General features: G+C 71.4%; 26 protein-coding genes, 1 tRNA gene and 1 pseudogene. 16 read left to right on the forward strand and 12 right to left on the reverse strand.

Features of this window, described 5'->3' with window-relative positions; all coding sequences use genetic code 11:
- A partial coding sequence (locus TR49_RS43845; RefSeq protein WP_042382129.1) for a hypothetical protein occupies positions 1 to 297 on the reverse strand: 297 nt, incomplete at its 3' end.
- A gap of 170 nt (positions 298 to 467) precedes the next feature.
- Between TR49_RS43845 and TR49_RS15630 the strand changes: the two genes are divergently transcribed.
- The 4 genes from TR49_RS15630 (at position 468) to TR49_RS44510 (ending at position 2,472) form a co-directional block, all read left to right on the forward strand.
- A complete protein-coding gene (locus TR49_RS15630; protein WP_042382131.1) occupies positions 468 to 830 on the forward strand; it encodes a helix-turn-helix transcriptional regulator in 363 nt (120 codons plus the stop codon).
- A gap of 188 nt (positions 831 to 1,018) precedes the next feature.
- Positions 1,019 to 1,843: a SigB/SigF/SigG family RNA polymerase sigma factor gene (locus tag TR49_RS15635; protein WP_042382133.1), complete on the forward strand. Its 825-nt coding sequence runs from the start codon at positions 1,019 to 1,021 to the stop codon at positions 1,841 to 1,843.
- A gap of 87 nt (positions 1,844 to 1,930) precedes the next feature.
- Positions 1,931 to 2,284 carry a PRC-barrel domain-containing protein gene (locus TR49_RS15640; RefSeq protein ID WP_042382135.1) on the forward strand — a complete coding sequence of 118 codons (354 nt, stop codon included), beginning with the start codon at positions 1,931 to 1,933 and terminating at the stop codon, positions 2,282 to 2,284.
- 20 nt (positions 2,285 to 2,304) lie between these two features.
- Complete coding sequence (locus tag TR49_RS44510) at positions 2,305 to 2,472, forward strand: hypothetical protein (RefSeq protein ID WP_169789988.1); 168 nt, start codon at positions 2,305 to 2,307, stop codon at positions 2,470 to 2,472.
- Here the strand turns inward: TR49_RS44510 and TR49_RS15645 are convergent.
- Positions 2,426 to 3,460, reverse strand: a complete 1,035-nt coding sequence (locus TR49_RS15645; RefSeq protein WP_052434325.1) for a YihY/virulence factor BrkB family protein — start codon at positions 3,458 to 3,460, stop codon at positions 2,426 to 2,428. The two genes, TR49_RS44510 and TR49_RS15645, sit on opposite strands and share 47 nt — an antisense overlap.
- 146 nt (positions 3,461 to 3,606) lie before the next feature.
- Here TR49_RS15645 and TR49_RS15650 point away from each other — a divergent pair, with 146 nt between their 5' ends.
- Positions 3,607 to 3,771, forward strand: coding sequence for a hypothetical protein (locus TR49_RS15650; RefSeq protein ID WP_042382336.1), 165 nt, complete (start codon positions 3,607 to 3,609; stop codon positions 3,769 to 3,771).
- 486 nt (positions 3,772 to 4,257) lie between these two features.
- Here TR49_RS15650 and TR49_RS41500 read toward each other — a convergent pair.
- The 3 genes and pseudogenes from TR49_RS41500 to TR49_RS15660 all read right to left on the reverse strand — a co-directional run.
- Positions 4,258 to 4,995: pseudogene (locus TR49_RS41500) on the reverse strand (transposase); the annotation flags it as partial.
- Positions 4,996 to 5,071: 76 nt separating this feature from the next.
- Positions 5,072 to 5,227 (reverse strand): hypothetical protein, encoded by a 156-nt coding sequence (locus TR49_RS43850; protein WP_160311605.1) that lies wholly within the window; start codon positions 5,225 to 5,227, stop codon positions 5,072 to 5,074.
- A 210-nt stretch (positions 5,228 to 5,437) separates the two neighbouring features.
- On the reverse strand, positions 5,438 to 5,998 hold the full coding sequence (locus tag TR49_RS15660) for a hypothetical protein (RefSeq protein WP_042382139.1): 561 nt from the start codon (positions 5,996 to 5,998) through the stop codon (positions 5,438 to 5,440).
- A 287-nt stretch (positions 5,999 to 6,285) separates the two neighbouring features.
- On the opposite strand from TR49_RS15660, the gene TR49_RS15665 reads away from it, so the two are divergent.
- Positions 6,286 to 6,492 (forward strand): hypothetical protein, encoded by a 207-nt coding sequence (locus TR49_RS15665; protein ID WP_042382141.1) that lies wholly within the window; start codon positions 6,286 to 6,288, stop codon positions 6,490 to 6,492.
- 32 nt (positions 6,493 to 6,524) lie between these two features.
- Here the strand turns inward: TR49_RS15665 and TR49_RS15670 are convergent.
- Positions 6,525 to 6,607, reverse strand: a tRNA-Leu gene (locus tag TR49_RS15670).
- Positions 6,608 to 6,690: 83 nt separating this feature from the next.
- Between TR49_RS15670 and TR49_RS40820 the strand changes: the two genes are divergently transcribed.
- The 5 genes from TR49_RS40820 (at position 6,691) to TR49_RS15695 (ending at position 10,948) form a co-directional block, all read left to right on the forward strand.
- Positions 6,691 to 7,263, forward strand: a complete 573-nt coding sequence (locus TR49_RS40820; RefSeq protein ID WP_042382142.1) for a hypothetical protein — start codon at positions 6,691 to 6,693, stop codon at positions 7,261 to 7,263.
- A 632-nt stretch (positions 7,264 to 7,895) separates the two neighbouring features.
- Complete coding sequence (locus tag TR49_RS15680; protein ID WP_052434327.1) at positions 7,896 to 8,129, forward strand: hypothetical protein; 234 nt, start codon at positions 7,896 to 7,898, stop codon at positions 8,127 to 8,129.
- Positions 8,130 to 8,137: 8 nt separating this feature from the next.
- Positions 8,138 to 8,392 carry a hypothetical protein gene (locus tag TR49_RS15685; protein WP_042382144.1) on the forward strand — a complete coding sequence of 85 codons (255 nt, stop codon included), beginning with the start codon at positions 8,138 to 8,140 and terminating at the stop codon, positions 8,390 to 8,392.
- 194 nt (positions 8,393 to 8,586) lie between these two features.
- Positions 8,587 to 9,867 carry an ATP-binding protein gene (locus TR49_RS15690; protein WP_042382147.1) on the forward strand — a complete coding sequence of 427 codons (1,281 nt, stop codon included), beginning with the start codon at positions 8,587 to 8,589 and terminating at the stop codon, positions 9,865 to 9,867.
- 328 nt (positions 9,868 to 10,195) lie between these two features.
- Positions 10,196 to 10,948, forward strand: coding sequence for an SDR family NAD(P)-dependent oxidoreductase (locus tag TR49_RS15695; RefSeq protein WP_236653377.1), 753 nt, complete (start codon positions 10,196 to 10,198; stop codon positions 10,946 to 10,948).
- 34 nt (positions 10,949 to 10,982) lie between these two features.
- On the opposite strand, the gene TR49_RS39985 is transcribed toward TR49_RS15695, so the two are convergent.
- The gene (locus TR49_RS39985; protein WP_052434328.1) at positions 10,983 to 12,584 is read right to left on the reverse strand and encodes a hypothetical protein; all 1,602 of its coding nucleotides are present in this window, start codon (positions 12,582 to 12,584) and stop codon (positions 10,983 to 10,985) included.
- A complete protein-coding gene (locus tag TR49_RS15705; RefSeq protein ID WP_042382340.1) occupies positions 12,569 to 13,342 on the reverse strand; it encodes an ABC transporter ATP-binding protein in 774 nt (257 codons plus the stop codon). The genes TR49_RS39985 and TR49_RS15705 overlap by 16 nt, the downstream gene beginning before the upstream one ends.
- 234 nt (positions 13,343 to 13,576) lie before the next feature.
- On the opposite strand from TR49_RS15705, the gene TR49_RS15710 reads away from it, so the two are divergent.
- A complete protein-coding gene (locus TR49_RS15710; RefSeq protein ID WP_042382149.1) occupies positions 13,577 to 13,837 on the forward strand; it encodes a hypothetical protein in 261 nt (86 codons plus the stop codon).
- Between the two features lie 319 nt (positions 13,838 to 14,156).
- Here TR49_RS15710 and TR49_RS15715 read toward each other — a convergent pair whose 3' ends face one another.
- On the reverse strand, positions 14,157 to 14,585 hold the full coding sequence (locus TR49_RS15715) for a hypothetical protein (RefSeq protein WP_042382150.1): 429 nt from the start codon (positions 14,583 to 14,585) through the stop codon (positions 14,157 to 14,159).
- Positions 14,586 to 15,120: 535 nt separating this feature from the next.
- On the opposite strand from TR49_RS15715, the gene TR49_RS15720 reads away from it, so the two are divergent.
- From TR49_RS15720 to TR49_RS46400, 4 genes are all read left to right on the forward strand, one after another.
- Positions 15,121 to 16,038 carry an NADP-dependent oxidoreductase gene (locus tag TR49_RS15720; RefSeq protein WP_042382152.1) on the forward strand — a complete coding sequence of 306 codons (918 nt, stop codon included), beginning with the start codon at positions 15,121 to 15,123 and terminating at the stop codon, positions 16,036 to 16,038.
- A 275-nt stretch (positions 16,039 to 16,313) separates the two neighbouring features.
- Positions 16,314 to 18,188, forward strand: coding sequence for an arabinofuranosidase catalytic domain-containing protein (locus tag TR49_RS15725; RefSeq protein WP_042382154.1), 1,875 nt, complete (start codon positions 16,314 to 16,316; stop codon positions 18,186 to 18,188).
- A gap of 152 nt (positions 18,189 to 18,340) precedes the next feature.
- Positions 18,341 to 18,754 (forward strand): hypothetical protein, encoded by a 414-nt coding sequence (locus TR49_RS15730; protein WP_042382156.1) that lies wholly within the window; start codon positions 18,341 to 18,343, stop codon positions 18,752 to 18,754.
- Positions 18,755 to 19,795: 1,041 nt separating this feature from the next.
- A complete protein-coding gene (locus tag TR49_RS46400) occupies positions 19,796 to 20,395 on the forward strand; it encodes an Ig-like domain-containing protein (protein WP_152627289.1) in 600 nt (199 codons plus the stop codon).
- Between the two features lie 94 nt (positions 20,396 to 20,489).
- On the opposite strand, the gene TR49_RS15740 is transcribed toward TR49_RS46400, so the two are convergent.
- The 3 genes from TR49_RS15740 to TR49_RS15750 form a co-directional block, all read right to left on the reverse strand.
- Positions 20,490 to 20,726 carry a DUF5133 domain-containing protein gene (locus TR49_RS15740; protein WP_042382158.1) on the reverse strand — a complete coding sequence of 79 codons (237 nt, stop codon included), beginning with the start codon at positions 20,724 to 20,726 and terminating at the stop codon, positions 20,490 to 20,492.
- A 114-nt stretch (positions 20,727 to 20,840) separates the two neighbouring features.
- On the reverse strand, positions 20,841 to 21,254 hold the full coding sequence (locus tag TR49_RS15745) for a hypothetical protein (protein WP_042382160.1): 414 nt from the start codon (positions 21,252 to 21,254) through the stop codon (positions 20,841 to 20,843).
- Between the two features lie 183 nt (positions 21,255 to 21,437).
- A complete protein-coding gene (locus TR49_RS15750; RefSeq protein WP_052434330.1) occupies positions 21,438 to 22,133 on the reverse strand; it encodes a YoaK family protein in 696 nt (231 codons plus the stop codon).
- Positions 22,134 to 22,438 lie beyond the last annotated feature (305 nt).

Below are 22,438 nucleotides of genomic sequence, written 5' to 3' on the forward strand. Positions count from 1 at the left end.
GGAGGGTGGGGAGGGGAGGGACGGACGGTCCGGGTGGTCGGGCCAGAGGGCAGCCAGGTCCAGGAGGGTCTGCCACAGGGCTCGGGCGCGCTGCTCCTCGATCGGCAGTCCGGGTGGGGCCGGGTGGTGGGCGGCGAGCAGGAGGTAGGCCTCGATGCCGACGACGGCCTGCTCGACCGCGCGCAGGCGCCTTGCCGTGGTCGCGGCCGTGGCGGCCGCCCGGGGGCCCCTGGGGACGGGCGCGCGCAGGCGGGCACGCAGGAAGGACGCGAGGATGTCGAGTTCGGTGCGGGTCATCGCCTTCACCTTCTGACGGACGGCGACCACGCGCCGAGGGAGCAGGGGGAGAGAGGGCTGCGCGGCTGGCGTGCTGCATAGCCTGGGCCCGTGTGAGCATCCTGTCAACCTTTGCGCGAAATCTGTGTCCGTCTTCGCGATACGTGAAAAAGTTGTCCTATGATGGCGGTATGGAACAGATGCCGGGCCCCCGAACGAGCTGGACCTTCCTGACCAACCACGCCCGGGTCCTGGTGCAGATCGCCCGGGATCCCGGCGTGCGGGTGCGCGACATCGCCGCCCACTGCCTGCTGACCGAGCGCGCGGTCCAGCGCATCATCACCGACCTGGAGCAGGGCGGCTACCTCACCCACACCCGGGTCGGGCGCGCGAACCGCTACCAGGTCACCGCCGCCACCCCGCTGCGGCACCCGGCCGACGCCGGGCCGACCGTCGCCGACCTGCTGGCCCTGCTCGCCGACCACCAGCCCCACGGCGACGAGCTCTCCGACGCCGATGCGGCGCCCCAGCAGGCGACGCCCAGTTCTGTGTGACCCACCCAGCCGCTTAACCGCTGAAGTCGCCCGCGCGGGCGCCCGACCGTGCCGTCCGCCGTCCGCCCGAACCAGTCGCTTCGAGGAGGGAAGACACCGTGATCGCGGGAGTTCCTGAGCCGACCGAGCAGTGCCTCGACCTAAACGGAGACCGGAACCGGAACGAGGGCCGGAACCGGCCTGCCGAGATGCCTCCCCGCGTCCGTGAGGGTGATCTGCCCACGATCGCGTGCGACCCGGTGACCTTGGACGTGCTCGAGGTGCGTGCGCTCACGGACGTGCTGTTCGTCCGGTTGCGGGAGCTGGACGAGGGCACCGCCGAGTACTCCTACGTGCGTAACACCCTGGTCGAACTCAACATGAGCCTGGTGCGCACCGCCGCCCGGCGGTTCGCGCACCACAAGGAACCCCTCGAAGATCTGATCCAGGTCGGCGTCGTGGGCCTGATCAAGGCCATCAACGGGTTCGACACCGGCCGCGGGGTCGAGTTCGTCACCTACGCGCTGCCCACCATCACCGGCGAGATCAAGCGCTTCTTCCGCGACACCAGCTGGTCCGTCCACGTGCCGCGCCGGCTGCAGGAGCTGCGCCTCCAGCTCGCCCGGGCCGACGACGCGCTGGAACAGGAGCTGGGCCGCGCGCCCAGGGCCGCGGAGCTCGCCGCCCGCCTCGGCGTCACCGAGGAGGAGGTCGCCGAGGGCCGGATCGCCGCCGACGCCTACACCGCCGGAACCCTGTCCGCCCCCGTCGGCGACCAGGACGAGGACGGCGGTCCGCTCCAGCGCCGCCTGGGCGGGCTCGACCGCGATCTGGAGAACATCGTCGACCTGACCGCGCTGCGCCAGATCCTGCCCCGGCTGCCCGAGGCCGACCGCCGCCTGCTGAAGCTGCGCTTCGTCGACGACCTCACCCAGGCCCAGATCGGGGAGCGGATCGGCTGCTCCCAGATGCACGTCTCCCGGCTGCTCAGCCGGATACTGACCGGCCTGCGGGAGCAGCTCGAAGGCCAGTGACGCGTCTCTCCCGGGGGCGCTGCCGGGCGCGCCGCGACCCGCGCGATCCGGGAGCCAGCTGAACACCCGTCAGAAAGGCGGCATCCGATGGAGAGCGCTGACATCCGGGAGTGGCGCCAGCACGACGTCGTCGACGAGGGCGGGAAGAAGATCGGCATGCTGGAGTCGGTCTACGTCGACACCGGCACCGACGAGCCGTTCTTCGCGACCGTCGTGGTCGGCCTGCCCACCAAGCGGCGCCTGGTGTTCGTGCCGCTGACCGGCGCGGTCGTCGGCCCCGGGTACGTCAGGGTGGCGTTCCCGAAGTCGCAGGTGAAGGGCGCACCCGCGATCGACACCGACGGGGTCCTGCCCGCCGAGGAGGAGCCCGCGATCTTCGCCCACTACGAACTCGAGTACGCCACCGGGGCGGGCGGCGAACGCCGCCTGGCCCGCCGCTGAACCACGGGAGAGGAAGCGTCATGGTCTGGGTCCTGCTGCTCGTCCTCGCCGCGGTCGTGCTCGGCATCATCGGCGCGGTCGCCAAGGGGCTGCTCTACCTGCTCGTCATCGGGTTCGTCGTCTTCGCGCTGGCCCTGCTCCTCAGCGCGGTTCGCCTCCGCCGCGCCGGTCGGCGCCCGAGCCGCTGACGGTCGAGCCGCTGACGTCGCTGACGTCCGGGGCGGTGAAGCGGCTGTCGACGCGCTGCTCCGGGCGTCGTTCCTCCTGCTCGGCGATGTCGTCCAGGACCTGGCGGTCGGCGCGCGTGAGCGGCGGCGGCACCAGGGTGCGCGGCCACAGGCGGCGGTGGGCGACGACATTGATCTCGGCGGCGTAGACGGTCACCTGCGCGCCGAGGTAGATCCACCACAGCAGGCCCAGCACGGTGCCGAACATCCCGTAGACGGCGGTGGCATGCCGCAGTTGGTGGGCGACCAGGACACCGCCGAAGCCCTGGAGCACCGTCCACACGGGGCCTGCGACGAGGCAGCCCGGGACCAGGAGACGCCAGCGGACCTGTCGCGGGGTCAGGATGCGGAAGCAGACCAGGTAGAGGCCGGTGTTGACCACGACCGACACGGCCAGGCCGGCGATCGTCACCGTCGGCCCCGCGCCCCCGGAGGCCACCACGCCGGTGGCGGCGGAGGACGCCGGCAACCCGGCGCCGAGGACCGCGACGAGCGCGACCGAGCGCCCCGTGCGGGGCCAGAAGCCCGGGCGTTCGACGTCCGGGATGTTCCACACCTGCGCCATCGCGAACTGCAGGGTCTGGGCGACGCCGAGCGAGCCGTACAGCAGGCCGAGCGCCCCGATCACGACGGCGAGCGCGCTGCCGTGCAGCGAGTGGATGTTCGTCCGGAGCTGGTCCCCGATCACGGGGAAGTGAGCCAGCGCCGAGTTCAGCACCCGCTGCTGCAACGCCGGGTCGCCGCGCAGCGCGTACCCGAGGACGGTGGTCAGCAGCAGGAGCAGCGGGAAGAGCGCGGCGAACCCGTAGTAGGTGATCAACGCCGCAAGCTGCCCGCCGCGGTCGTCGCCGAACTTCTTGACCACGCCGAAGCAGAAGCCAGGCGCCCTGTGGCGCTGCTGCCAGCGGTCCACCGCGCCCAGCGCGCGCTCGACCCGGTTCGCTGCCATCGCGCCTCCCAGGTGTCTCACGGTGATCGGACCTTCGGCGCGTGCCCCGCAGCGCGACCCCTCATGCGCCCGAGCCGGAGGCACGGCGGTGGCGCATGTGATCCGCGTTCGGGGGCACACGCTGCCCCAAGGAGGTGGGATACATCATGGGTCCCTTGTTGTTGGTGCTGCTTCTCGCCCTGATCCTGGGCGGCGTCGGTTTTGCCGTGCACGTCCTCTGGTGGGTCGCACTGGTGGTGCTGGTGCTGTGGATCGCAGGGTTCCTCTTCCGTGGCGCGGGTGAACCGCGCAGCCGTTGGTACCGCTGGTAGCACGACGGGGGGAAAGACCGTGCGGGGTGGGTGCCCGGAACGACGGGCACCCACCCCGTCCTCGGGTCTTCGCGTCCTTGGTCTTCGCCGTGGCCACGGCCGCCGTCGACCGCGCCGGAGCCACGGCCGTGCAACAGCTGACCGGAACCCGGCCCGCCTGACGGGAACCGGGTCCACCGGAACAGACCCGGCCCGTCGGCGGTGACCGGCACCCCACCGCCCCACCGTCCAGCGGTGGGCGGCGGCCTGGCCCGCGCCGGGTGGTTCGCCGCATCGGCACGCGTGCCCGGGCGGGCGGCTCGGGAATGACGGCCCCGTGGGCACCTGCCCCCTGCGCGGACGCGCATGCGCGCCGGGCCGGGCGGAGCGCACACGGAAAGCGCACAGACGCAGAGGGCACGCACGGAAAGGCCCCGCCAACGGGGCGGTTTCTAGGGTCGTCGCAACACGTGGTTGGTTTTGTCTAGGCCGCGAGCAGTTTATGCAGGCGCTCGGCTGCCGCTCGCTGATCATGACCATCGGGCTGGCGAATCTGGACTGCCGGGAGTCGGTCCGGCGATGCGGTTTGCGAAGTGCGCGTCCCGTGCGCAGAGCGGCGGCCACCTCGCGGCGCAGTCCGCCCCGTGCTTGGACGTAGAGGGCCTGGTAGACCGTTTCGTGGACCACGTGCATCTCCGGCCGGCCGGGAAAGGTGTCCCGAAGAGCCTGGCAGATCTGCTCCGGGCTCCACCGCCTGTCCAGGTGGTCCTGAATGAAGGATCGCAGTTCCGGATCCTGCTCGATCTTGCCCGGCTTGGGCCGAGGTCGGCGGTCATCCGCGCGGGCCTGGGCCGCGTGGGGCCTGTAGGCACCGCTGTCCGGATGGCTGTTGCGCTCGATCTCGCGGCTGATGGTGGAGGGGCTGCGGCCGAGCTCCGCGGCGATGGTGCAGATGGAAGCCTTCTCGCGGAGGCGGTCGGCGATGTGGATCCGATCGGCCACGCGCAGGTACCGCGACGGGCCGGGTTCCGCAAGCGGTTCGAGCACCGCAGGACTGGCCTTGGCCTTGCCGGACGCGTTGCGGCCGTTGGGCCACCGCTTGCCCGTCCGGTAGTTGATCCCGACGCGTCTGCACGCTTCCTGACTGCTCAGGCCCTGGTCCACGAGCCGGAAGTATTCCTCCCGCTCACGGACCAGGGCCCTCGGCCCCTGAGCCACCGTCCGGCTTTTCCGGATCTCGAACATCGCACCCCTTGAACTGGGGTGTTGCAACGATCCCTAGAACCTACGCCCACTCGGGCGCCGGGGCCTCGCGCTTGCCTCAGTTCGCTTCAGTCGACTCGCTCGACGTCGCGCCTTCGCCGCCGATCTCGATCACCGTGTCAGGGCTCGCCAACTCGGTGGCCTCGGTGGTCTCCTCGGTGGTGTTCGTGCTGGCGTCGCCGTTCTTGGCGCCGCCACTTGTCTCGCTGGGCATGAGCTTCCCCCTTCGTGTGGTTCCCGGGCCCCGTTCCGAACCTGCCCCAGGCCCCCTGGGGCACAGGACCTGGCTGCCTATCGCGGGCGCTGGCCTTCGTCCACCTACGGCAGGCCGGCCCCTTCAAGCAGGCACTCGGCCTGCCACGGCCGGTACCCCCGGCGTCGTCGTCGGCCTGCGAGCTCGGCTCCTCGACGGCCGCGGCTCGGCCTACTGGTAGCCGACCCAGTAGTTCTGGGTGCCGGGGCAGGCGTGGTAGGTGTTCGATGCCCACATGGCCTTGCCGCCGCTCCAGATGACGAAGTTCCCGTCGGCTTGGAGCACGGCGATCGACTGGGAGCCGCCCCAGACCTTGGCGTCCCATGCGTACATGTAGTTGCTCGGGTCGGTGAAGGGTGCTTCGTACATGGCCAAGTTGCCGTCATTCCAGAACACAAGACGGCCGTGGTCGATGTTGAGCCCGCTGGTGTTGGATGCCCAGACGGCCCGGTTCGAGCCGTGCCCCTGGCAGTACAGAACCAGGTTGCCGTCGTTCTGCACCTTCAGGACCATGGCGTCGGTCCAGAACTCGGCGGGGGAGTTCCAGGCGCTGTTGTTGGCGTAGAGGGTCGTCTGGTGACTGCACGGGGCGCTGCTGGCGCCGTTGTACGTGTAGCAGACCAGCGAGGTGGCGCTGGCGCTCCCCGCAGTCGTGACGGTGGCGCCGCCGGCGAGCGCGAGCGCGGCGGCGCCCATCGCGATGGCGCGCTTGGTCCTTCCGAGCTTGAGCATGGTGTTCTCCCCCAGTGTGTGGCGGCTCCTGTTGGGGCCGTTCGACGTTCCACGTCTTCGTCTGCGCACCAGCCTGCCGGTTCGCGGCTAGGTGATGGAATGGCGTTGACTGGACGTTCCCTTGGCGTTTCGCCGCTTGGGCCAGCCGTGCGCGAAGCAGCACGACCAGGCTGCTGGAGGTGACCGTACGGAGTCCCGTTTCCCGTACAAGTCCGTACGCCTGGCCGGCTTGGTCGAGATGCCCGCAAAGGTGAACAACCCGGCGGCCGCAGGATCGTTCACCGGTCATGAGCACCTGCGACTGCCCGCCGCCCGACCGCGACCTGTGCCCTGACTGCCGCGGCTGGGGCTACCAGCCGGGCACCAGCGGCAAGGACCACCCGCTCTGCGCTCGCTGCCCTGGCCACGGCGGGCAGACCCCGCACGACCTCGGCTGCAGGGTGTGGGGGCCGGTCGTGCTGGCGCCGGGGCCGGTGGCGGATCCGCAGCAATGAGCCCCGCACGGATCCCGTGCGGGGCCACTGCGTACCGGGTGCGGGATTCGAACCCGCACGTCCTCACGGACAAGCGCTTTTGAGGCGCCAGCGTCTGCCATTCCGCCAACCCGGCCAGACCAGCATGATCGCAGATGGCCCGGTCACAGCACAGCAACTTCACTCACGGCACCGCACCGACTACGGCACGCTGCCGCCATGAACCGCACCCTCACGCTGACGGCTGGTCTCGCAACGCTGCTCACGCTCTCGGCCTGCTCCTCGTCAAACAGTCCCAGCAGCGACACCGCCAGTGCTCATCCCTCGATCGCGATCAGCACGACCAGCGTCGCCACCAGCGGCACCGGCCAGAGCAGTCCCTCTGCTGAAGCATCGGCGACGCTCCCCGCCAGCGCGATCATGACCAAGCTGACCGCCGCGATCCCGCAGGCGAAGCTGACGGCGGTCTACACCGAGGACAACGACCCGAACCACCTCCTCGGCCGGCCCAACCAGTACGTCAGCAAGGTCGAGTTCAAGGACGCCCGCATCCACACCGCCGACGTGACCGGCGTCCCGCCGGGCAGCATCCAGTACGGCGGCAGCATCGAGGTGTTCACCAGCTCCGCGGATGCGGCGCAGCGCGCGGCGACGATCCAGCAGGGCAGCAGCAACCAGCCGGCGGTGATGGAGTACGACTACGTCCACGGGGACGTGCTGATCCGGGTGAGCCACTACGTGACCCCGACGCAGGCGAAGGCGTACGAGGCCTTCGCGAACACCCTGCCCTAGCCGAGATGCACGAGGCCCCGGCCGCCCCACCGCGGGCGCCGGGGCCTCTTCGTCCCAAAGTCGTCTCAGACGCGGCGTGCGGCCACGGCGTCGGTGTACTGCTCCGTCGTCAGATCCGTGCTGCTGATGCCGAAGGACTCCAGAACCGACCGCACGTCGCCGAGGGCCGGGGCTAGGCATGGCGAGGCCGTCGGCGATGCGCTCGTACACGTCGAGGCGGGACACTTCCCGGCGCCCGTTGACGATCTCGTTGATGCGGCCTTGTGCCATGCCGGTCGCGGTGGCGATGCGGGCCTGGCTGATCCCGAACTGCTGCACTCGACGGAAGACGTCGGCGATGCGTCGCTGCTGCAGGGCCTGGCGCATGTCCGGGCTTTGCCACGCCCAGTCAGGTAACTCGATCGGTGCTGGCGCCGATGGCGAGGATGGAGCAGGGGATCTCCGCTCCGATGGTGCGCAGGCCTGAGGGCATGCGTCTCTCCTGACAGGGGGCGCGGCAGCATTGGCCGCGATCACGGGATGCTGGTCTGAGCATGCCATCGACGCAACCCAGAGCGTTGGACTGATCACGGCGAGTTGCCACATGTGCGAGCGGGGATGCGATCAGCATCTGGGCCACGCAGGCTGGGCGCATGACAGAGCCGTCCCACGCTGAACACCATCACGCCCACGTCGTCGTCCACCCCATCCAATCGGATACGACGCCCCCGTACCGGCGGGTGGACATCCTCGGCGAGTACGTCGGGAAGGCGTACGGCATCGGGGACGTGTCCGAGTTCTGCCGCCGCGCCGGCCTGGACGAGCTCGACCTCGACGCCGAGCGGATGGTCGACTGGATCGGCGGCGGCTCGGACATGTGGGAGTAGCGCCCAGGGTGGACGCCGCGGGGTACGAGCTGAAGGCCGAGTACGAGTGGCGCACGGTCCTGCTCTGGCACATCGTGCCCACCGCGGCGAGCGTCGCCCTGTGCGGGCGATGGCTGGCCCCTGCAGCGGAGGTCCGGCCGATCGACGACGTCGAAGCCATAGCCGCCGATGACGTGTGCGTGCGCTGCTTCGTCGCCTGGTGCGGCGGTGAGCCCGACGGGCTGATCACGCAGCGATGGCCCCGCCAGACGGGCGGTTTCTAGGGGCCTTCCCCAACTAGCGTACGCCCCAGCCCGCTTCGACCGGCGGTGCGACGCCGCCGCGCCGACCCAAGCAAGTGCCCGCCCGTACGGTTCGTCCACGCCTGCTTGTCCGCTGCGGAGTGGGACGCCCGCGACCCGGCCCGCCTAGGGTCGCCGAAATCGCCCGAACCGGGAGCGCAGGGAGAGGGGAATCGGTGAACTGGCTGATCCATGACTACCGTGAGGACGACCTGGCCGCTGTCGTCCATCTGATCGACAGCACCGCCGAACTCGGGCAGGAGTCGGTGTTCTCGCTGGCCGAGTGCATCGCCGCACTGACGGCCCGCCAGCCCGCCGTCGTCGCCGTGCACGGGGGCATGCCGGTCGGCGCGGCCCTCGCCCAGGTGGCGGGGGAGCGGGCGTGGGTGATGCGGATCGCCATCCACCCGGCGTGGCGGGGCCGGGGGCTGGCCAGCGCGCTGCTCCGGGAGCTGGAGCGGCGGCTGGTCGAGGCCCGTGTGCGCCGCATCGCCTACGTCCTGCCGCAGGAGGAGCTGCTCGGCGACGGGCTGCACAACGCCGGGTACGTGCGCAGGCCCGCGGCCGCGTACTTCGAGAAGGCGGAGCCGGCTGCGGGCCGGACGGCCGACGTGCTGGCGGAGCTCGGCGGGCGGCTGCTGCCCGGGGACCTGTGGGACAAGGTCGCCGGGATGGAGGCGGAGAAGACGCTGATCGAGCGACGGGTCGTGCTTCCGCTGGCCGAGCCCGAGCGCGCGGCCCGCCACGGAGTCCGGCCGCCGCGCGCGATCGCCCTCTTCGGCCCGCCCGGCACCGGCAAGACCACGTTCGCCCGGGCCGTTGCCTCACGTCTCGGCTGGCCCTTCGTGGAGCTGCTGCCGTCCAGGCTCGCGGACGAGGGCAGTCTCGCGGCCGGACTGCGGGAGGCGTTCGCCCGCATCGGCGAGCTGGAGCGGGTGCTGGTCTTCATCGACGAGGTCGAGGAGATCGCGCCGGTGCGCACGGTCGCGTCCGGGATGCACGGCGTCACCAACGAACTGCTGAAGCTGATCCCGGGGTTCCGCGAGCACGACGAGCGGCTGCTGGTGTGCGCGACCAACTCGGTGCGCTCGCTGGACCCCGCGTTCCTGCGCCACGGGCGCTTCGACTACGTGATCCCGATCGGCACGCCGGACGAGGTCGCCCGCAAGGCCATCTGGTCCCGCTTCACCGAGCAGGGCGCGGACGAGGACGTGGACGTGGACGTGCTGGTCGCCGCGAGCGAGCTGTTCACGCCCGCCGACATCGAGCACGCCGCCCGCACCGCGGCGCAGGCGGCCTTCGAGCGCGACCTCGCGACCACGCACGGCTCCGACCCCGCCCCGGCGGGCGCGGGCACGGCGGACTACCTCACCGCGATCGAGCAGTGCCGGCGTACCGTCACCGGCGCGATGGTGGAGGAGTTCACGGCCGACATCTCCTCCCACGCCCGCGTCTGACGCCGCGCGGCCGTTCGGGTGTCGGGCCGGTCCGGTGGCTCAGGCCGCGCACTGCACATCAGGGGAGGCTCCCCCGGCCGTGGGCCGGGAGGTGCTCCTACCCCGAGCCTTCGGCCGGGAGGTGCTCCTACCCCCAGTCGTCGGCCGGGGGAGCCCCGCCTCCGCTTTGCGCTCCACGCTCCGGCGCGCGGGGAGTGAGTGCGCTCCGTGCCGTGCTTCGGGCACTGCGCCGAAGGTTTGCCAACTACCTGGCAGCGAAGCTGGGTTCGTGCTTGGGTGGGCCTCTGCGGCGGCAGGGTGCCGCGCGCGGGCAAGGCGGGGGGCGACGGTGCTGAGGGAACTCGACGGACGGACGGCGCTGGTCACCGGGGGGACGCGCGGGATCGGGCGCGCGGTGGCACGGCGGCTGGCCGGGGCCGGGGCGGCGGTGGTGCTGACCGGCCGGGACACGCAGGAGGCCAAGGCCGCTGCAGCGGACGTCGCCGCCGAGTCGGGCGGCACGGTGACGGGCCTCGCGCTCGACCAGGGCGACCCGGCGCAGGTCGCGGCCTTCATGGCCGCGCTGGCCGAGGACGGTCGGGGCCTGGACATCGTGGTCGCCAACGCCGGGACGATGGGCCTCGGCGGGGTGCTGCAGGAGATCACCGCCGCGGACGCGCGCGCCGTGGTGGAGGTCAACCTGCTCGGCACCTTCGCGGTGCTCCAGGGCGCTGCGCGGATCATGAGCCGGCGCGGCACCGGATCGATCGTGCTGCTGACCTCGCTCGCGGCCTCGGTGGGCGTGCCGTTCATGGCGGCCTACGCCGCCACCAAGGGAGCGATCGCGGCGCTCACCCTCAGCGCCGCCCAGGAGCTCGGGGCGCAGGGCATCCGCGTCAACGCGATCGCCCCCGGCGTGATCGAGACGGACATGATCGCCCCGTTCCCGCGCGAGGGCCTCGACGAGGTCGCCCAACGCACCCCGCTGGGCCGCCTCGGCACCCCCGAGGACGTCGCCGCCGCCGCGCTCTTCCTGGTCGGTGACGAAGCGTCCTTCATCACCGGCCACGTACTCGCCGTCGACGGCGGCCTGCAACCCTGAGCCCGAGGCGTCGCCGTACCGATGCCGGGCGGCGTCAGCCGGTCCTGCGCAGGCGGGCGAAGATCTCAGGCCCCGACGACGTCAGGGTGCGCTCCGCGAGACGCCCGAGTCCCCACCAGAGCACCGATCCCCAGACGACACCCACCGGGACGCCCGCCCAGCGCAGCGCCGCACTGTGGCCGACCGTGCCGAGGACCGGCGGCAGCGCGGCGGGCGCCAGCGTCAGCAGCGGTATCAGGATCAGCGACAGATTGACCTTCAGCTGGCGCTGCGGGGTCGGTCCGCCGTCGGCCGCCGGAGGGAAGACGCTGAGCGCCGAGATCCAGACCGTCAGCCCGGCCGCGCCGCCGACCAGGGCGGGCTCACCCGCGAGCACCCACGGCCAGGCCCAGCGCTCGCCGCTGACGGCGGTGAGCACCACGGTGAGCACCAGGCTGAGCGGTCCGACCAGCAGCGCCCACGCCGCCTGGCGGCCGCGGACGTCCGCAGCGGCAGTGGGCGGGTTGGTCAGCATCAGCCACAGCGCCGTCCCGTCGTCGCCGTAGAGGTTGGTGAAGCAGGCCGCCGCGATGGCCGCGAAGCCGAGGCCGGCGAACGGCATCATCAGCTTCGCGCCGCTCAGGCCCGGGATGACGCACACGAACACGCCGACCAGGAAGGCGATCATCAGCGAGACGCTGCGCATCATCGAGCGCGAGTACAGCCGCAGCTCCTTGCCGACCACGGCGCCGAACGGCGTCGTGGGCAGAATCGGCCTCGACTGCGAGGCCTGCCGGACCCGGGTGCGGGACCCGGCGCGGGTGGACATCGTCAGCCGGCGCCGCAGCAGGGCGGGCAGCGTCGCCGTGATGCCGACCACCAGCGCCGCCAGGGCGAGGAGCACGAGGACGGCCTCGGCCCAGTCCGAGCGCGCCGCGGCCGCGACGGCCACCGCGCCCCACCCGGACGGCAGTACGCGCACCGTCGCGGAGAGCGCGGGGGACCGGCCCTCGGTGAGGATCTTGGCGGCCAGGGGCACAAGCGACGAGGCGAGCGAGAAGGCCGTGATCGCCAGGGCGATGACCACGGTGCCGAAGTCCCGCCCGCGCCGCGAGCTGACCCGGGGGCCGAGCAGGCACACCGCTGCCCGCGACGAGACGACCGCCAGCGCGAGGGTGAGCAGCGTCGCGACCGCGCCCACGCAGCCCGCCGCCGCGCCGGACCGCAGGCCGTAGGCGGTGACGGAGGCGAATGCGACGAGGCTGAAGACCAGCGAGACGTCCGCGAAGGCCGCGCCCAGCATGGCCCATGACAGCCTGTCGGCCGGGACGGGGAGCAGCTTGAAGTAGTCCATGCGCAGCGTGCTGTCGTCGCCGGCGAACAGCGGGCCGATGATCCAGCCGAGCAGCCAGCCCAGCGTGAGGACGGCGACGACGTCGGCCCCGGCGCCCTGGTGCGCGTAGTGCGCGACGCCGGCGAGCAGCGTCGACACGGCCATCAGCAGCACCACGACCAGCAGCGCCAGCAGACCGGCCAGCCCCTTCGGGGTCGCCGACCTGCGCTTCATGATGGCGCCGCGCATCTCGAGCAGCACACGGAAGAGGCTCACCTCGGGCGTCGCAGTCGGCGCCGGAGGTTCGGTCAGGACGCCAGCCATGACAGACCTTCCGCTCCGCCGGTCCGGGCGCCGACGATGTGCACGAACGCCTCGTCCAGCGACTGCGACCCGCGTACGTCGTCGAGGGTGCCCGCCGCCTCGACCCGACCGCCGGAGACGACCGCGACGCGGTCGCAGAGCTGTTCCACCAGCGCCATGACGTGGCTGGAGAAGATCACCGAACCGCCGCCGGAGACGAAGCGCTGCAGGATCGTGCGGATCGTGGCCGCCGACACCGGATCGACGGCCTCGAAGGGTTCGTCGAGCAGCAGCAGCCGGGGGCCGTGCAGCAGGGCGGTGGCCAGGGTGATCTTCTTGCGCATGCCTGTGGAGTAGTCGACCACGGCGGTGCCCTCGGCGCCGTCGAGCTCCAGCACCTCGAGCAGCTCGCCCGCGCGGCGCGCGACGGTCTCCCTGTCCATGCCGCGCAGCAGGCCGAGGTAGGTGAGGACCTCGCGGCCCGTCAGCCGGTCCGGCAGGGCCAGCCCGTCGGGCAGCACCCCGATCAGGGACTTGGCGCCGATCGGGTCGGACCAGACGTCGTGGCCGAAGACCTCGGCGTGGCCCTCGTCGGGCCGCAGCAGGCCCACGGCCATCGACAGCGCGGTCGTCTTGCCCGCTCCGTTGGGCCCCACCATCCCGAAGAACGAGCCTTGCGGCACCGTCAGGTCCATCGAGTTCACGGCGACCACCTCGCCGAACCGCTTGGTCAACCCGCGCAGACGCAGCGCGGGGACCGAATCCCCCGTGTCAGTCATGGCGTGGAGCATAGATGATCTAGGAGACCTCCCGGTTCCGGCAAGACACTTCCTGTGCGGAGCTTGTGTTTTCGTCGGCTTTGATGACCATTTCGGGAAGATTGAGGGTTTCTCGCGGTTTGGTCATGGTGTCGGGTTTTGGGGGATCTGTGAGACGGAGGTGGGGGATTGTTGTGCGTGCCCGGCCCATTCAGTGGAGAGCCGGGGGACAACGCAGTTGAGAGGAGTTCAGCCATGTTCGGTGGACGAGTGAAGAAGGTCGTGGCGCTCGGGTCGGCGGCGGTGGCGCTGGCCGGTGGCGCGGTGCTCGGTGTGGTGGGTACGGCGTCCGCGGCGCCGCACCCGGGTCCGGGGGATCACCACAAGCGCTGCCATGAGGTGCGGGGGCAGTGGGTGCGCACGTGGCACCCGGCCTACCGCGACCGCCACGGCAAGCGTCACCCGGGTTACTGGACCCGCACCTGGGTTCCCGCCCACGTGGTCTGCAACCGCTAGCCCCTTCCCGCACACGAACGGTCTCCCCGTCGGCCTCGGGCCGGCGGGGAGACCGCTGTTTCGGATGCGTCGACGTCAGCTCGTGGCGCTCGCACAGAAACGAAGATGGCGCATGGACGGTCTCCTCGACTGATTCGTGGGATGACCAAGACGCCGTCTGCTGGTCCTGGTGCCCGTCGACAGGGCAATCCGCACTAAGTCATCGGTGCGACGTCCGCCTGGACTTCCAGTCGACGGGCGTGCGCGTTCCGCACCCGCTCGACCCGTCCGCGCTCACCCGCAGCGCGCCGGAGGCCGTCGGGCTCCATGTCCGTCACCGTCACCGGGAGACGTGCACCAGCTGCGGGTTCTGGCTGGTGCTGAACAACGGCACCAGCACCTGCCGGCCGTGGACGGTGACGACCTTGTCCACCTCGGTCGCGAGCAGCCAGTTGCCGGTGTGGCCCAGCGTGGCGTGACCGTTGGTCAGCTTGACCTCCTTGTGGCCCGCCTTGGTGCACACCAGCCGCTTGAACGGCTTGTTCAGGTTGTCGGTGGCCGACATGCAGGCGACGATCAGGCCCTTGTAGCCCTCGACGCTGCCGTCCAGCGAGACGCCGAACGCCTTCCCGGCGTGGATCGGCCCGTTGTAGCTCCAGCCGACCCCGCCGCCGTAGTGCGGCTGCGTCGCCGCCGATGCGGGCATGGCCGCCACGCCGAGAAGTCCGCCGGCGAGTGCGACCGTGGTGAGCGCGCGCGTGAAGCGCATTCTGTTTCCCCCTTGAACGGGTGGTACTCGAACGGTGAGCCGCCAGTACAGACCAACCCCACCGCGCACGAAGCACCAACCATCACCGTCCCCCCATCCGGCGTCCCCACACCCGCCACTCGGCGGGGGTCATTCCCGGGCAACCCGTGATGCTGGGCTGCGTGTGCTCGACGCCGCCGGCTGTACAGACCCGGCTCTACGTGCTCGACGGCGGGGGTTGGTCGGTCTGGAGGAGCTGCCCGCGACCTGCCGGCTTGGGGTGGATCAACCAGACCAGTTGCTGAACGAGTCGGAGGAGCCCTATTGGCTGGCCGGCTGTCTCGCTGAGGCCCACAAGCTGCTGACGCTCGCCACAGCCTCTCCGTCCTGATCCGTTTCACCGCGACCGCCGTCGCCCTGGCGGTCGCGGCTTTCGGGCCGGGTTCTGTCCCTCGTCACTCCTTGCCGGGAAGATGACTCCAACCCTGTCAGACTGCATGAAACTCGCCTCGACAACCTCAAGAATCTATGAAGCGCATCAAAAGGGGCAATTCTCATGAAAGCCATCGTGGTGACCGACCAGTCCGCAGGGTTGGCCGGGATGACGCTGACCGAGCGGCCCAAGCCGTCGGCGGCCATCAACGACGTCATCGTTGAGGTCCATGCATCCGGCTTCGTGCCGACCGAGTTGGAGTGGCCGTCGACGTGGACCGATCGCGCCGGGCGTGACAAGACGCCGTCGATCCCCGGCCACGAACTGGCCGGCGTGGTCGCCTCCCTCGGCTACGGCACCACGGGGTTGTCGGTCGGCCAGCGGGTGTTCGGCCTCACCGACTGGCACCGCGACGGCACGCTCGCAGAGTACGTGGCGGTCGAAGCGCGAAATCTCGCCCCGTTGCCCGGTGATGTCGACTTCACGGTGGGCGCGTCACTGCCGATTTCGGGTCTGACTGCGTGGCAGGGGCTCTTCCAGCACGGCCGGCTCCAGTCCGGCCAGACGGTCCTTGCTCATGGCGCAGCCGGGGCGGTCGGAACGATGGTGACCCAGCTCGCCCGTGAAGCCGGCGCCTACGTCATCGGCACGGGACGCGCGGCGGACCGTGAGAAGGCCCTCGGCCTCGGCGCGAACGAGTTCGTCGACCTGGAGAGCGACGAGCTCAAGGACGTCGGGGCTGTCGATCTGGTCTTCGACGTCATCGGAGGTGACGTTCAGGAGCGGTCGGCGGCCTTGATCAAGGCCGGGGGAACACTGGTGTCCGTCGTCGGCCCGGTCGAGGCGCGGCCCGCACAGGGTCTGGCGGTGGACTTCGTCGTGGAGGCCGATCGTGCCGGATTGACGGAGATCGTTCAGCGAGTGCGTGACGGACGGCTGCGGACCACCATCGGAGAGGTCGTGAGCCTCGACGAAGCGTTGGGCGCTCTGAACCCGACCGGGCGGCGTCACGGGAAGACCGTCATTCGTGTACGCCCTTAGGCGGGTTTTCCTTGGCTCACTGACATGGGGGCGAAGCCTTCCATGAGGGCGATCATGACGGCCTGGCTCGTTCAGTGGAACGTACACGGTCACTCTGGTGAAACGCCGTGCGTTGGGGGACAGTTGGTCTGCGTGAGATGACCGTCGGCCGTGCGGCGTCCCGTGGCCGCCGAGAGGGGCCGCGGGCGCCGCCCCCTCCGGCCCCGGGACGATCCTCCGTACTGGAACAGCACGGTCCCCCATCCCTGCTCGCTCCACCCCACCCCGGAGCCATCATGACCAGTCCACGTTCGCTCACCGGCCGCCGCGGGGCCGTCCGGCGGCTGCGCCGGGCCGTCCGGTCGGCCGTCGCCGCGCTCGCGCTCGTCGTCACGGCACTCGTCGGCCTGCCCGCCGTCGGGCACGCGGCGGGATCGCTGCCCTGCGACCTGTACGCCGCGGGCGGCACCCCCTGCGTCGCCGCCCACAGCACCGTCCGCGCGCTGTTCTCGTCCTACGACGGCCCGCTGTACCAGGTGACCCGGGTCTCCGATGGCGCCACCGCCGACATCGGCCTGCTCGCCGCCGGCGGATACGCCGACGCCGGCCGGCAGGACGCGTTCTGCGCCGGCACCAGCTGCCGGATCACCCGGATCTATGACCAGACGTCCCGTCACAACGACCTGACCCCCGGCCCGTCCGGCACCTCCGGCATGGGCGCGGACCGCGGCGCCGACGCGAGCGAGGTCGCGGTCACCGCGGGCGGTCACAAGGTCTACGGTGTGTGGATCTCACCGGGCGTCGGCTACCGCTACACCGGCGCCGCGTCCGGCGTCGCCGTGGGCGGCCAGGCCGAGGGCGCCTACATGGTGGCCAGCGGCACCCACGTCGGCTCCGCCTGCTGCTTCGACTACGGCAACGCGGAGAGCACCCCCGCCGACACCGGCAACGGCCACATGGACGCCGTCAGCCTCGCCACCACCTGCTACTTCCCGCCGTGCACCGGCTCCGGCCCTTGGGTCGAGGCCGACATGGAGAACGGCATGTTCCAAGGGAACAACGGCTCCAACACCGCCAACGCGGGCAACGGCAGCACCTACGTCACCGCGATGCTCAAGGACAACGGGCAGACCACCTACGCGCTCAAGGGCGGCAACTCCCAGTCCGGCGGCCTGTCGACGTGGTGGAACGGCTCACTGCCCACGCGCGGCGGCTACCTGCCGATGCACCAGGAGGGCGGCATCATCCTCGGCACCGGCGGCGACAACAGCAACTGGAACATGGGCACCTTCTTCGAGGGCGTCATGGTCGCCGGCTACCCGGGCGACGCGACCGAGAACGTCGTCCAGGCGAACATCGTCTCCGTCGGTTACGCCGGGGAGACCAACGTCCCCAACGGCCCGCAGGGCACCATCGCCGGCCCCGGCGGTCAGTGCGTCGACGTCGCCGCCGACGACACCGGCGTCGACGGCGCGGCGGTCCAGCTGTGGAACTGCCAGTCCTACGCCGAGGACCAGCACTGGACCCACAACGCCGACGGCTCGCTGGGCACGCTGGGCCGCTGTCTGGACATCAACGGTGACGGGACGGCGGCCGGGACTCCGGTGGAGTTGTGGGACTGCAACGGCGTGGGCGGGCAGAAGTGGGTGCAGCAGTCGGACGGTTCGTTGCTGAACCCGCAGTCGGGGCTGTGCCTGGACGACCCGAGCGGCAACACCGCCAATGGCACCCGCCTGCAGATCTGGACCTGCAACGGCTCCGCCGCCCAGAAGTTCACCGTCAACGGCGGCGCCCCGATCGTCGGCCCCGGCGGCCAGTGCGTCGACGTCATCGGCGACGACAACGGCGGGGACGGCACGGCGGTCGACCTCTGGGGCTGCCAGTCCTACGCAGTCGACCAGCACTGGTTCCACAACACGGACGACTCCCTGGAGACGCTGGGCCGTTGCCTGGACATCAACGGTGACGGGACGGCGGCCGGGACTCCGGTGGAGTTGTGGGACTGCAACGGCGTGGGTGGCCAGAAGTGGGTGCAGCAGTCGGATGGTTCGTTGCTGAACCCGCAGTCGGGGCTGTGCCTGGACGACCCGAGCGGCAACACCGCCGACGGCACCCGCCTGCAGATCTGGACCTGCAACGGCTCCGCCGCCCAGAAGTTCGCCCTGCACTGAGTCGCTGGGCGCCACCGGGTCGGGGTGCGGACGGCCGTTCGGTGGGCCAGCCCCCGCCGAAAGGCCGGATTCGCCGGATTCCGGCAACCGACGGTCCCTGGTGGCGCGTGCGGTCAGGTGTCAGCAAGGAGATCACCTGAGGGGGTTTCGCAATGATCCAGAGCCTTGCCCGACTGCTCACCGTCGGCGCCGTGGCCGGGACCGTCGCGGTGGCCGGGATCGGCACCGCGTCGGCGAAGAGCAGCATCGACTTCCAGGCGGGCCCGCGCAGCCAGCACGCGGGACAGTGGTTCGGCGTGCGGGGCAGCGGCGGCAGCGACGCCAGCGGCTGGCAGCGGTTCTGCGTGCAGGAGCGCTACGGCACCAGCGGTGCCTGGCAGACCGTGTGGTGCGGGCGGACCGTCGACTCGACGCGGCAGGAGGCGTCCGGGTACGGGCAGGTCCGCGCGGGCCACGTCGGCGTGCTGCAGCTGCGCGGCGTGATCGAGGGAGTCCAGAGCCCCTCGGGCGGCAGGACCTGGCTGGACGCGGAGTCCAGCGTGGTCACCGTGCACGTCGTGCGCTGACGCGCGGAGCCGCAGCTCGCAGCAGCTGGCGCGGGCCCGGAGTGGCGCAGTCAGTCCTCCGGGCCCGCGATCCGGCGCAGCCGGATCGCGGTGACGGCGCCCGTCCCGGCTCGCGCTGCGCCGCACCGGGTCGAGCAACCTGGTGTTGATCAAGGGAGGCCCCCACGCACGAGTCCGGTGCACGGGGGCCTTCGTCATGCTCGCCGCGGTCCTGCGAACGATCCGACAGGACTGGAAGGCCCACAGAAGTGCCGATTGGCGGAGCCACAGGCCCGCCGGTATGAACCACACGGTGTGTCAGATCGACGCGATGCCGTGGGCCCGGCCGGTTGATCGACAGTGGCGGAAGGCGATCCCTCGCCGAGACCCTGCTTCCGTCGTCTGGAGTTGATCGTGTCGTTCTCACCGTCGGGGGTTGCCAACCGGCAGGCTCCCGGTGCCTGGTGTCGTTCCGGTTCGGCCGCCCGCCGGAGCCGCGCACTGGCTGTCGCCACCGGCGTCCTGTGCGCCGCCGTGGCCCCCGTGGCGCTGTCCGGGGCCGCGCACGCGGCGGGCTCGTGCACCACCGTCGGGCAGACCGTCACCTGCACGTTCGCCTCCGCCGGGGCGGACCAGTCCTTCACGGTCCCCGCAGGCGTCACCCGGCTTTCCGTGGCAGCCACTGGCGCCGCAGGCCAGAACGGGTCCAGTGGCGGCACGGGCGGGAGCGGCGCAACCGTCAGCGGCACCGTGAACGTGACTCCGAACAGCACCCTCTACGTCAACGTCGACACGGGCGGAGGCGGCAGCCAAGCCCACTTCCAAGGCGGCACAGGTGGTGGGTCCAGCGATGTCCGCACCTGCGCCTCGACCAGCGCCGGCTGCACTCTGACCGGTGACCCCGCCACCGACCCCAGGCTCATCGTTGCCGGGGGTGGCGGAGGTGGAGGGCGTGGGGTCGTGATCGCGGTCCCCGAGGCGACCGGTGGGAACGCTGGAGACACGGGGCAAGCCGGCGGCCAGCGACCGCAAGGCGGCCAGGGTGGTGGCGGCGGAACCCAGATGACCGGCGGCATTGGCGGGGCCGCCTGCAGCCTGAACCCTGGCACGCCCGGCACCGCAGGCCAGTCCGGTACCGCTGGTCAGGGTGGTGGCGACTTCGGCGGCGGGGGTGGCGGAGGCGGCTGGTTCGGCGGCGGGGGCGGCGGAGGCTGCAACGCAATCGACGCGAGCGGTATCGGAGGACCCGGCGGTGGCGGTGGCGGCTCGAACCTCGTCCCCTCCGGCGGCACCTCCGGGCCCGCATCGGGGCCCGCGCAGGTGATCATCACCTACACCCTCGGCAAGCCGGTGAAGACGTTCCTCACCGCGCTGCCGCCGCGCACCCGGGTCGGCCTGCCGGTCGTCCTCAGCGACCTGGTCTGCCCCGCTGCGAGCTCCACGACCAGGCCGACCGGCACCGTCACGTTCACCGACGCCACCACCGGCAAGACGCTCGGCACGGGACGCCTGGTCCTCGGCCTCGGCAACTGTGCCGACGCGGGCCTGGTCACCGCCTTCCACATCACCGGCGCCCACACCATCAACGCCGTCTACAGCGGCGACACCGTCTACCAGGGCAACAGCGCCAACCCCGAAACCACCACCGTGACCGTGAACTGAACCCCTGAGGAAACGCAGCGTGGAGCCACGAGGCCCCCGACGCTGATGTCTGCAGCGTCGGGGGCCGTCCGGCGTCCACGCTCCTCGGCCCGGGTCAGGTGCCGGCAGGGGAGAGGAGGGAGTCGTCCTGGGGGAGGGCTCCGGGCAGGCGGTGGCGGGCGGCGGCCAGGGCGCTGTCGACGTCGCGGGTGCCGGTGACCACGCACAGGGTGTAGCTGACGTCGTCGAGGCGGCGGCGGGCCCGCTCGTCGCCGTGGTCCGCGCCGAGCGTGGCCAGGGCCGCGTACTCCTCCAGCAGACCGTTCAGCACCGTCGGATGCGCCATCAGCACCGTCGACCACCCTCTTCGCATGTCAAGGCGGCGACGCCGTGTCGCCCAACGGCCGTCTGCCCCGCCTGGCGACACCCATGCGCGCGAGTTTCCCGGCCGGTCTCCGGGCGACGGTCAGCGCACCACCCGCACGGTGACCACGGCCGAGGTGCGGTCGACGCACGTGCGGCCAGGAGCGGTCACCGCGAGCAGCTGAGCGCGGAACGACACTCTGCCTGCCCGGGCCGCACGCTCCGACAGGTCCAGCGTGGCGCCGGAGGTGCAGCGCAGCGTGCGCCACGACGCCTGCGACCCGGTGCGCTCGTCGACGCAGACCAGCATCGTGTCGCCGCCGAAGTCGTCCGAGACGCCCGAGGCCGTCACGGTGAAGGCGGCGCCGACGGTGACCGAGGACCGGTCGGCGTGCAGGTCCAGGTCGGACTTAGCCACGGCCGGGGCGGCGGACACCAGGCCCGCCCCGGCTCCGAGAGCCAGGACCGTGGCCGCGGCCCGCAGACGCAGCACGGACCGACGGGATATCGAGAACATGACAGACCTCTTCCTGGAGCCCGCAGCCGCAGGCGGAGAACGGGAGTTGTGGCCGCCGATCGGGTACGTACGGCGCGGCAGGCGTTTTCTATCACCACGAGCCAAGGCGGGCGGTAAGAATGCGCCGCGCGGGCGGTAGGAACGCGACCGACCGACCAGGCCATGCCGCCCCGGCCTCCCTCGTCAGGCCGGAGCCGAGGCCGCCGCACGCCGTTCCAGTCGGCGCGTCTCCCGGATCAGCAGCGCGAGGACCACGACAAGGAGGCCGGCCGCCACCGCGATCGCGGGCCGGCCGAGCCAGCGGGTGCAGATCACGCCGACCATCGCGCCCAGGGTGAACGACCCGACGATGATGCCGTACTGCTGCGAGCGCTGCCGCGCGGTGGCGTCCCGGTCGACGAGCCACCGCCGGGTGGCGACGATCCACTGCCGGAGGTTCCCGCTGGTCATCACGGTGGCGTAGGGGGCGTCGTGCAGGGTCGTGAAGGTCGAGAACTGCAGCGCGGCGACGAACGCCACCGTGATCGTCGTGACGCCGACCGGTGTGTCGTCGGGCAGCGCGGCCATGGCGGCGAGCAGCACGATCTCGGCGGTCACCACAAGACGCAGCGGGCGGCGGACCACGCGCATGAGCCGGGGCGTTCCCAGCAGGTCGACCACCAGGACGCCGAGCACGAACGCCGCGATGGGAACGAGCCGCAGCGCGGCGGCCCGCCAGTGCCACGAGCTGACCTGCAGCCAGAAGAGCACCACGTTGCCCGACTGCAGGTTGGCGAACACCTGGTAGAGCACCAGCGTGAAGGCGTCCAGGAAGCCGCCCACCGAGGCCAGCAGCGCTCCGACGGGCAGGTTGTCGGTGCGGCGGTGGATCGTCACCACGATCGGCGAACCTCTCCTCGGTCGGCCGCCGACGCCACGCACCGGGGCGTGCCGGCCCCGGCCAGGTCGTCCGTCGTCATGCGGCCCACTGTGCCAGGGGCGGCGGACGTCCCGTCGACGCCGCTCCGCACCGTCGCCCGTCGAGCGGGCGGATCAGGTGCGTTCGCGCGGCAGCGCGGGGTACGGGCGCGTGGGCGCGGCCGGTTGCGGGAAGACGCGGCCGGTGGGCACTCGGTCCGTGAGGCATCCACGTCCTCGGCCGAGAATGGAGCCAGGAGGAACTGGAAGCCAGGAGGAACTGCTCG

The organism is Streptacidiphilus melanogenes, from assembly GCF_000787835.1.
GTDB lineage: Bacteria > Actinomycetota > Actinomycetes > Streptomycetales > Streptomycetaceae > Streptacidiphilus > Streptacidiphilus melanogenes.

What these genes read in the sequence shown, in the direction of transcription:
- TR49_RS15715 (WP_042382150.1), bottom strand. Translation starts at nt 14,585, where the DNA reads ATGCGCTTCACGCGCGCGCTCACCACGGTCGCACTCGCCGGCGGACTT.
- TR49_RS44510 (WP_169789988.1), top strand. Translation starts at nt 2,305, where the DNA reads ATGGTCTGGGTCCTGCTGCTCGTCCTCGCCGCGGTCGTGCTCGGCATC.
- TR49_RS46400 (WP_152627289.1), top strand. Translation starts at nt 19,796, where the DNA reads ATGACCGGCGGCATTGGCGGGGCCGCCTGCAGCCTGAACCCTGGCACG.
- TR49_RS43850 (WP_160311605.1), bottom strand. Translation starts at nt 5,227, where the DNA reads ATGCCCAGCGAGACAAGTGGCGGCGCCAAGAACGGCGACGCCAGCACG.
- TR49_RS15635 (WP_042382133.1), top strand. Translation starts at nt 1,019, where the DNA reads ATGCCTCCCCGCGTCCGTGAGGGTGATCTGCCCACGATCGCGTGCGAC.
- TR49_RS15680 (WP_052434327.1), top strand. Translation starts at nt 7,896, where the DNA reads ATGACAGAGCCGTCCCACGCTGAACACCATCACGCCCACGTCGTCGTC.
- TR49_RS15705 (WP_042382340.1), bottom strand. Translation starts at nt 13,342, where the DNA reads ATGACTGACACGGGGGATTCGGTCCCCGCGCTGCGTCTGCGCGGGTTG.
- TR49_RS15720 (WP_042382152.1), top strand. Translation starts at nt 15,121, where the DNA reads ATGAAAGCCATCGTGGTGACCGACCAGTCCGCAGGGTTGGCCGGGATG.
- TR49_RS15730 (WP_042382156.1), top strand. Translation starts at nt 18,341, where the DNA reads ATGATCCAGAGCCTTGCCCGACTGCTCACCGTCGGCGCCGTGGCCGGG.
- TR49_RS15725 (WP_042382154.1), top strand. Translation starts at nt 16,314, where the DNA reads ATGACCAGTCCACGTTCGCTCACCGGCCGCCGCGGGGCCGTCCGGCGG.
- TR49_RS15660 (WP_042382139.1), bottom strand. Translation starts at nt 5,998, where the DNA reads ATGCTCAAGCTCGGAAGGACCAAGCGCGCCATCGCGATGGGCGCCGCC.
- TR49_RS15630 (WP_042382131.1), top strand. Translation starts at nt 468, where the DNA reads ATGGAACAGATGCCGGGCCCCCGAACGAGCTGGACCTTCCTGACCAAC.
- TR49_RS15745 (WP_042382160.1), bottom strand. Translation starts at nt 21,254, where the DNA reads ATGTTCTCGATATCCCGTCGGTCCGTGCTGCGTCTGCGGGCCGCGGCC.
- TR49_RS15665 (WP_042382141.1), top strand. Translation starts at nt 6,286, where the DNA reads ATGAGCACCTGCGACTGCCCGCCGCCCGACCGCGACCTGTGCCCTGAC.
- TR49_RS15645 (WP_052434325.1), bottom strand. Translation starts at nt 3,460, where the DNA reads ATGGCAGCGAACCGGGTCGAGCGCGCGCTGGGCGCGGTGGACCGCTGG.
- TR49_RS40820 (WP_042382142.1), top strand. Translation starts at nt 6,691, where the DNA reads ATGAACCGCACCCTCACGCTGACGGCTGGTCTCGCAACGCTGCTCACG.
- TR49_RS39985 (WP_052434328.1), bottom strand. Translation starts at nt 12,584, where the DNA reads ATGGCTGGCGTCCTGACCGAACCTCCGGCGCCGACTGCGACGCCCGAG.
- TR49_RS15650 (WP_042382336.1), top strand. Translation starts at nt 3,607, where the DNA reads ATGGGTCCCTTGTTGTTGGTGCTGCTTCTCGCCCTGATCCTGGGCGGC.
- TR49_RS15710 (WP_042382149.1), top strand. Translation starts at nt 13,577, where the DNA reads ATGTTCGGTGGACGAGTGAAGAAGGTCGTGGCGCTCGGGTCGGCGGCG.
- TR49_RS15640 (WP_042382135.1), top strand. Translation starts at nt 1,931, where the DNA reads ATGGAGAGCGCTGACATCCGGGAGTGGCGCCAGCACGACGTCGTCGAC.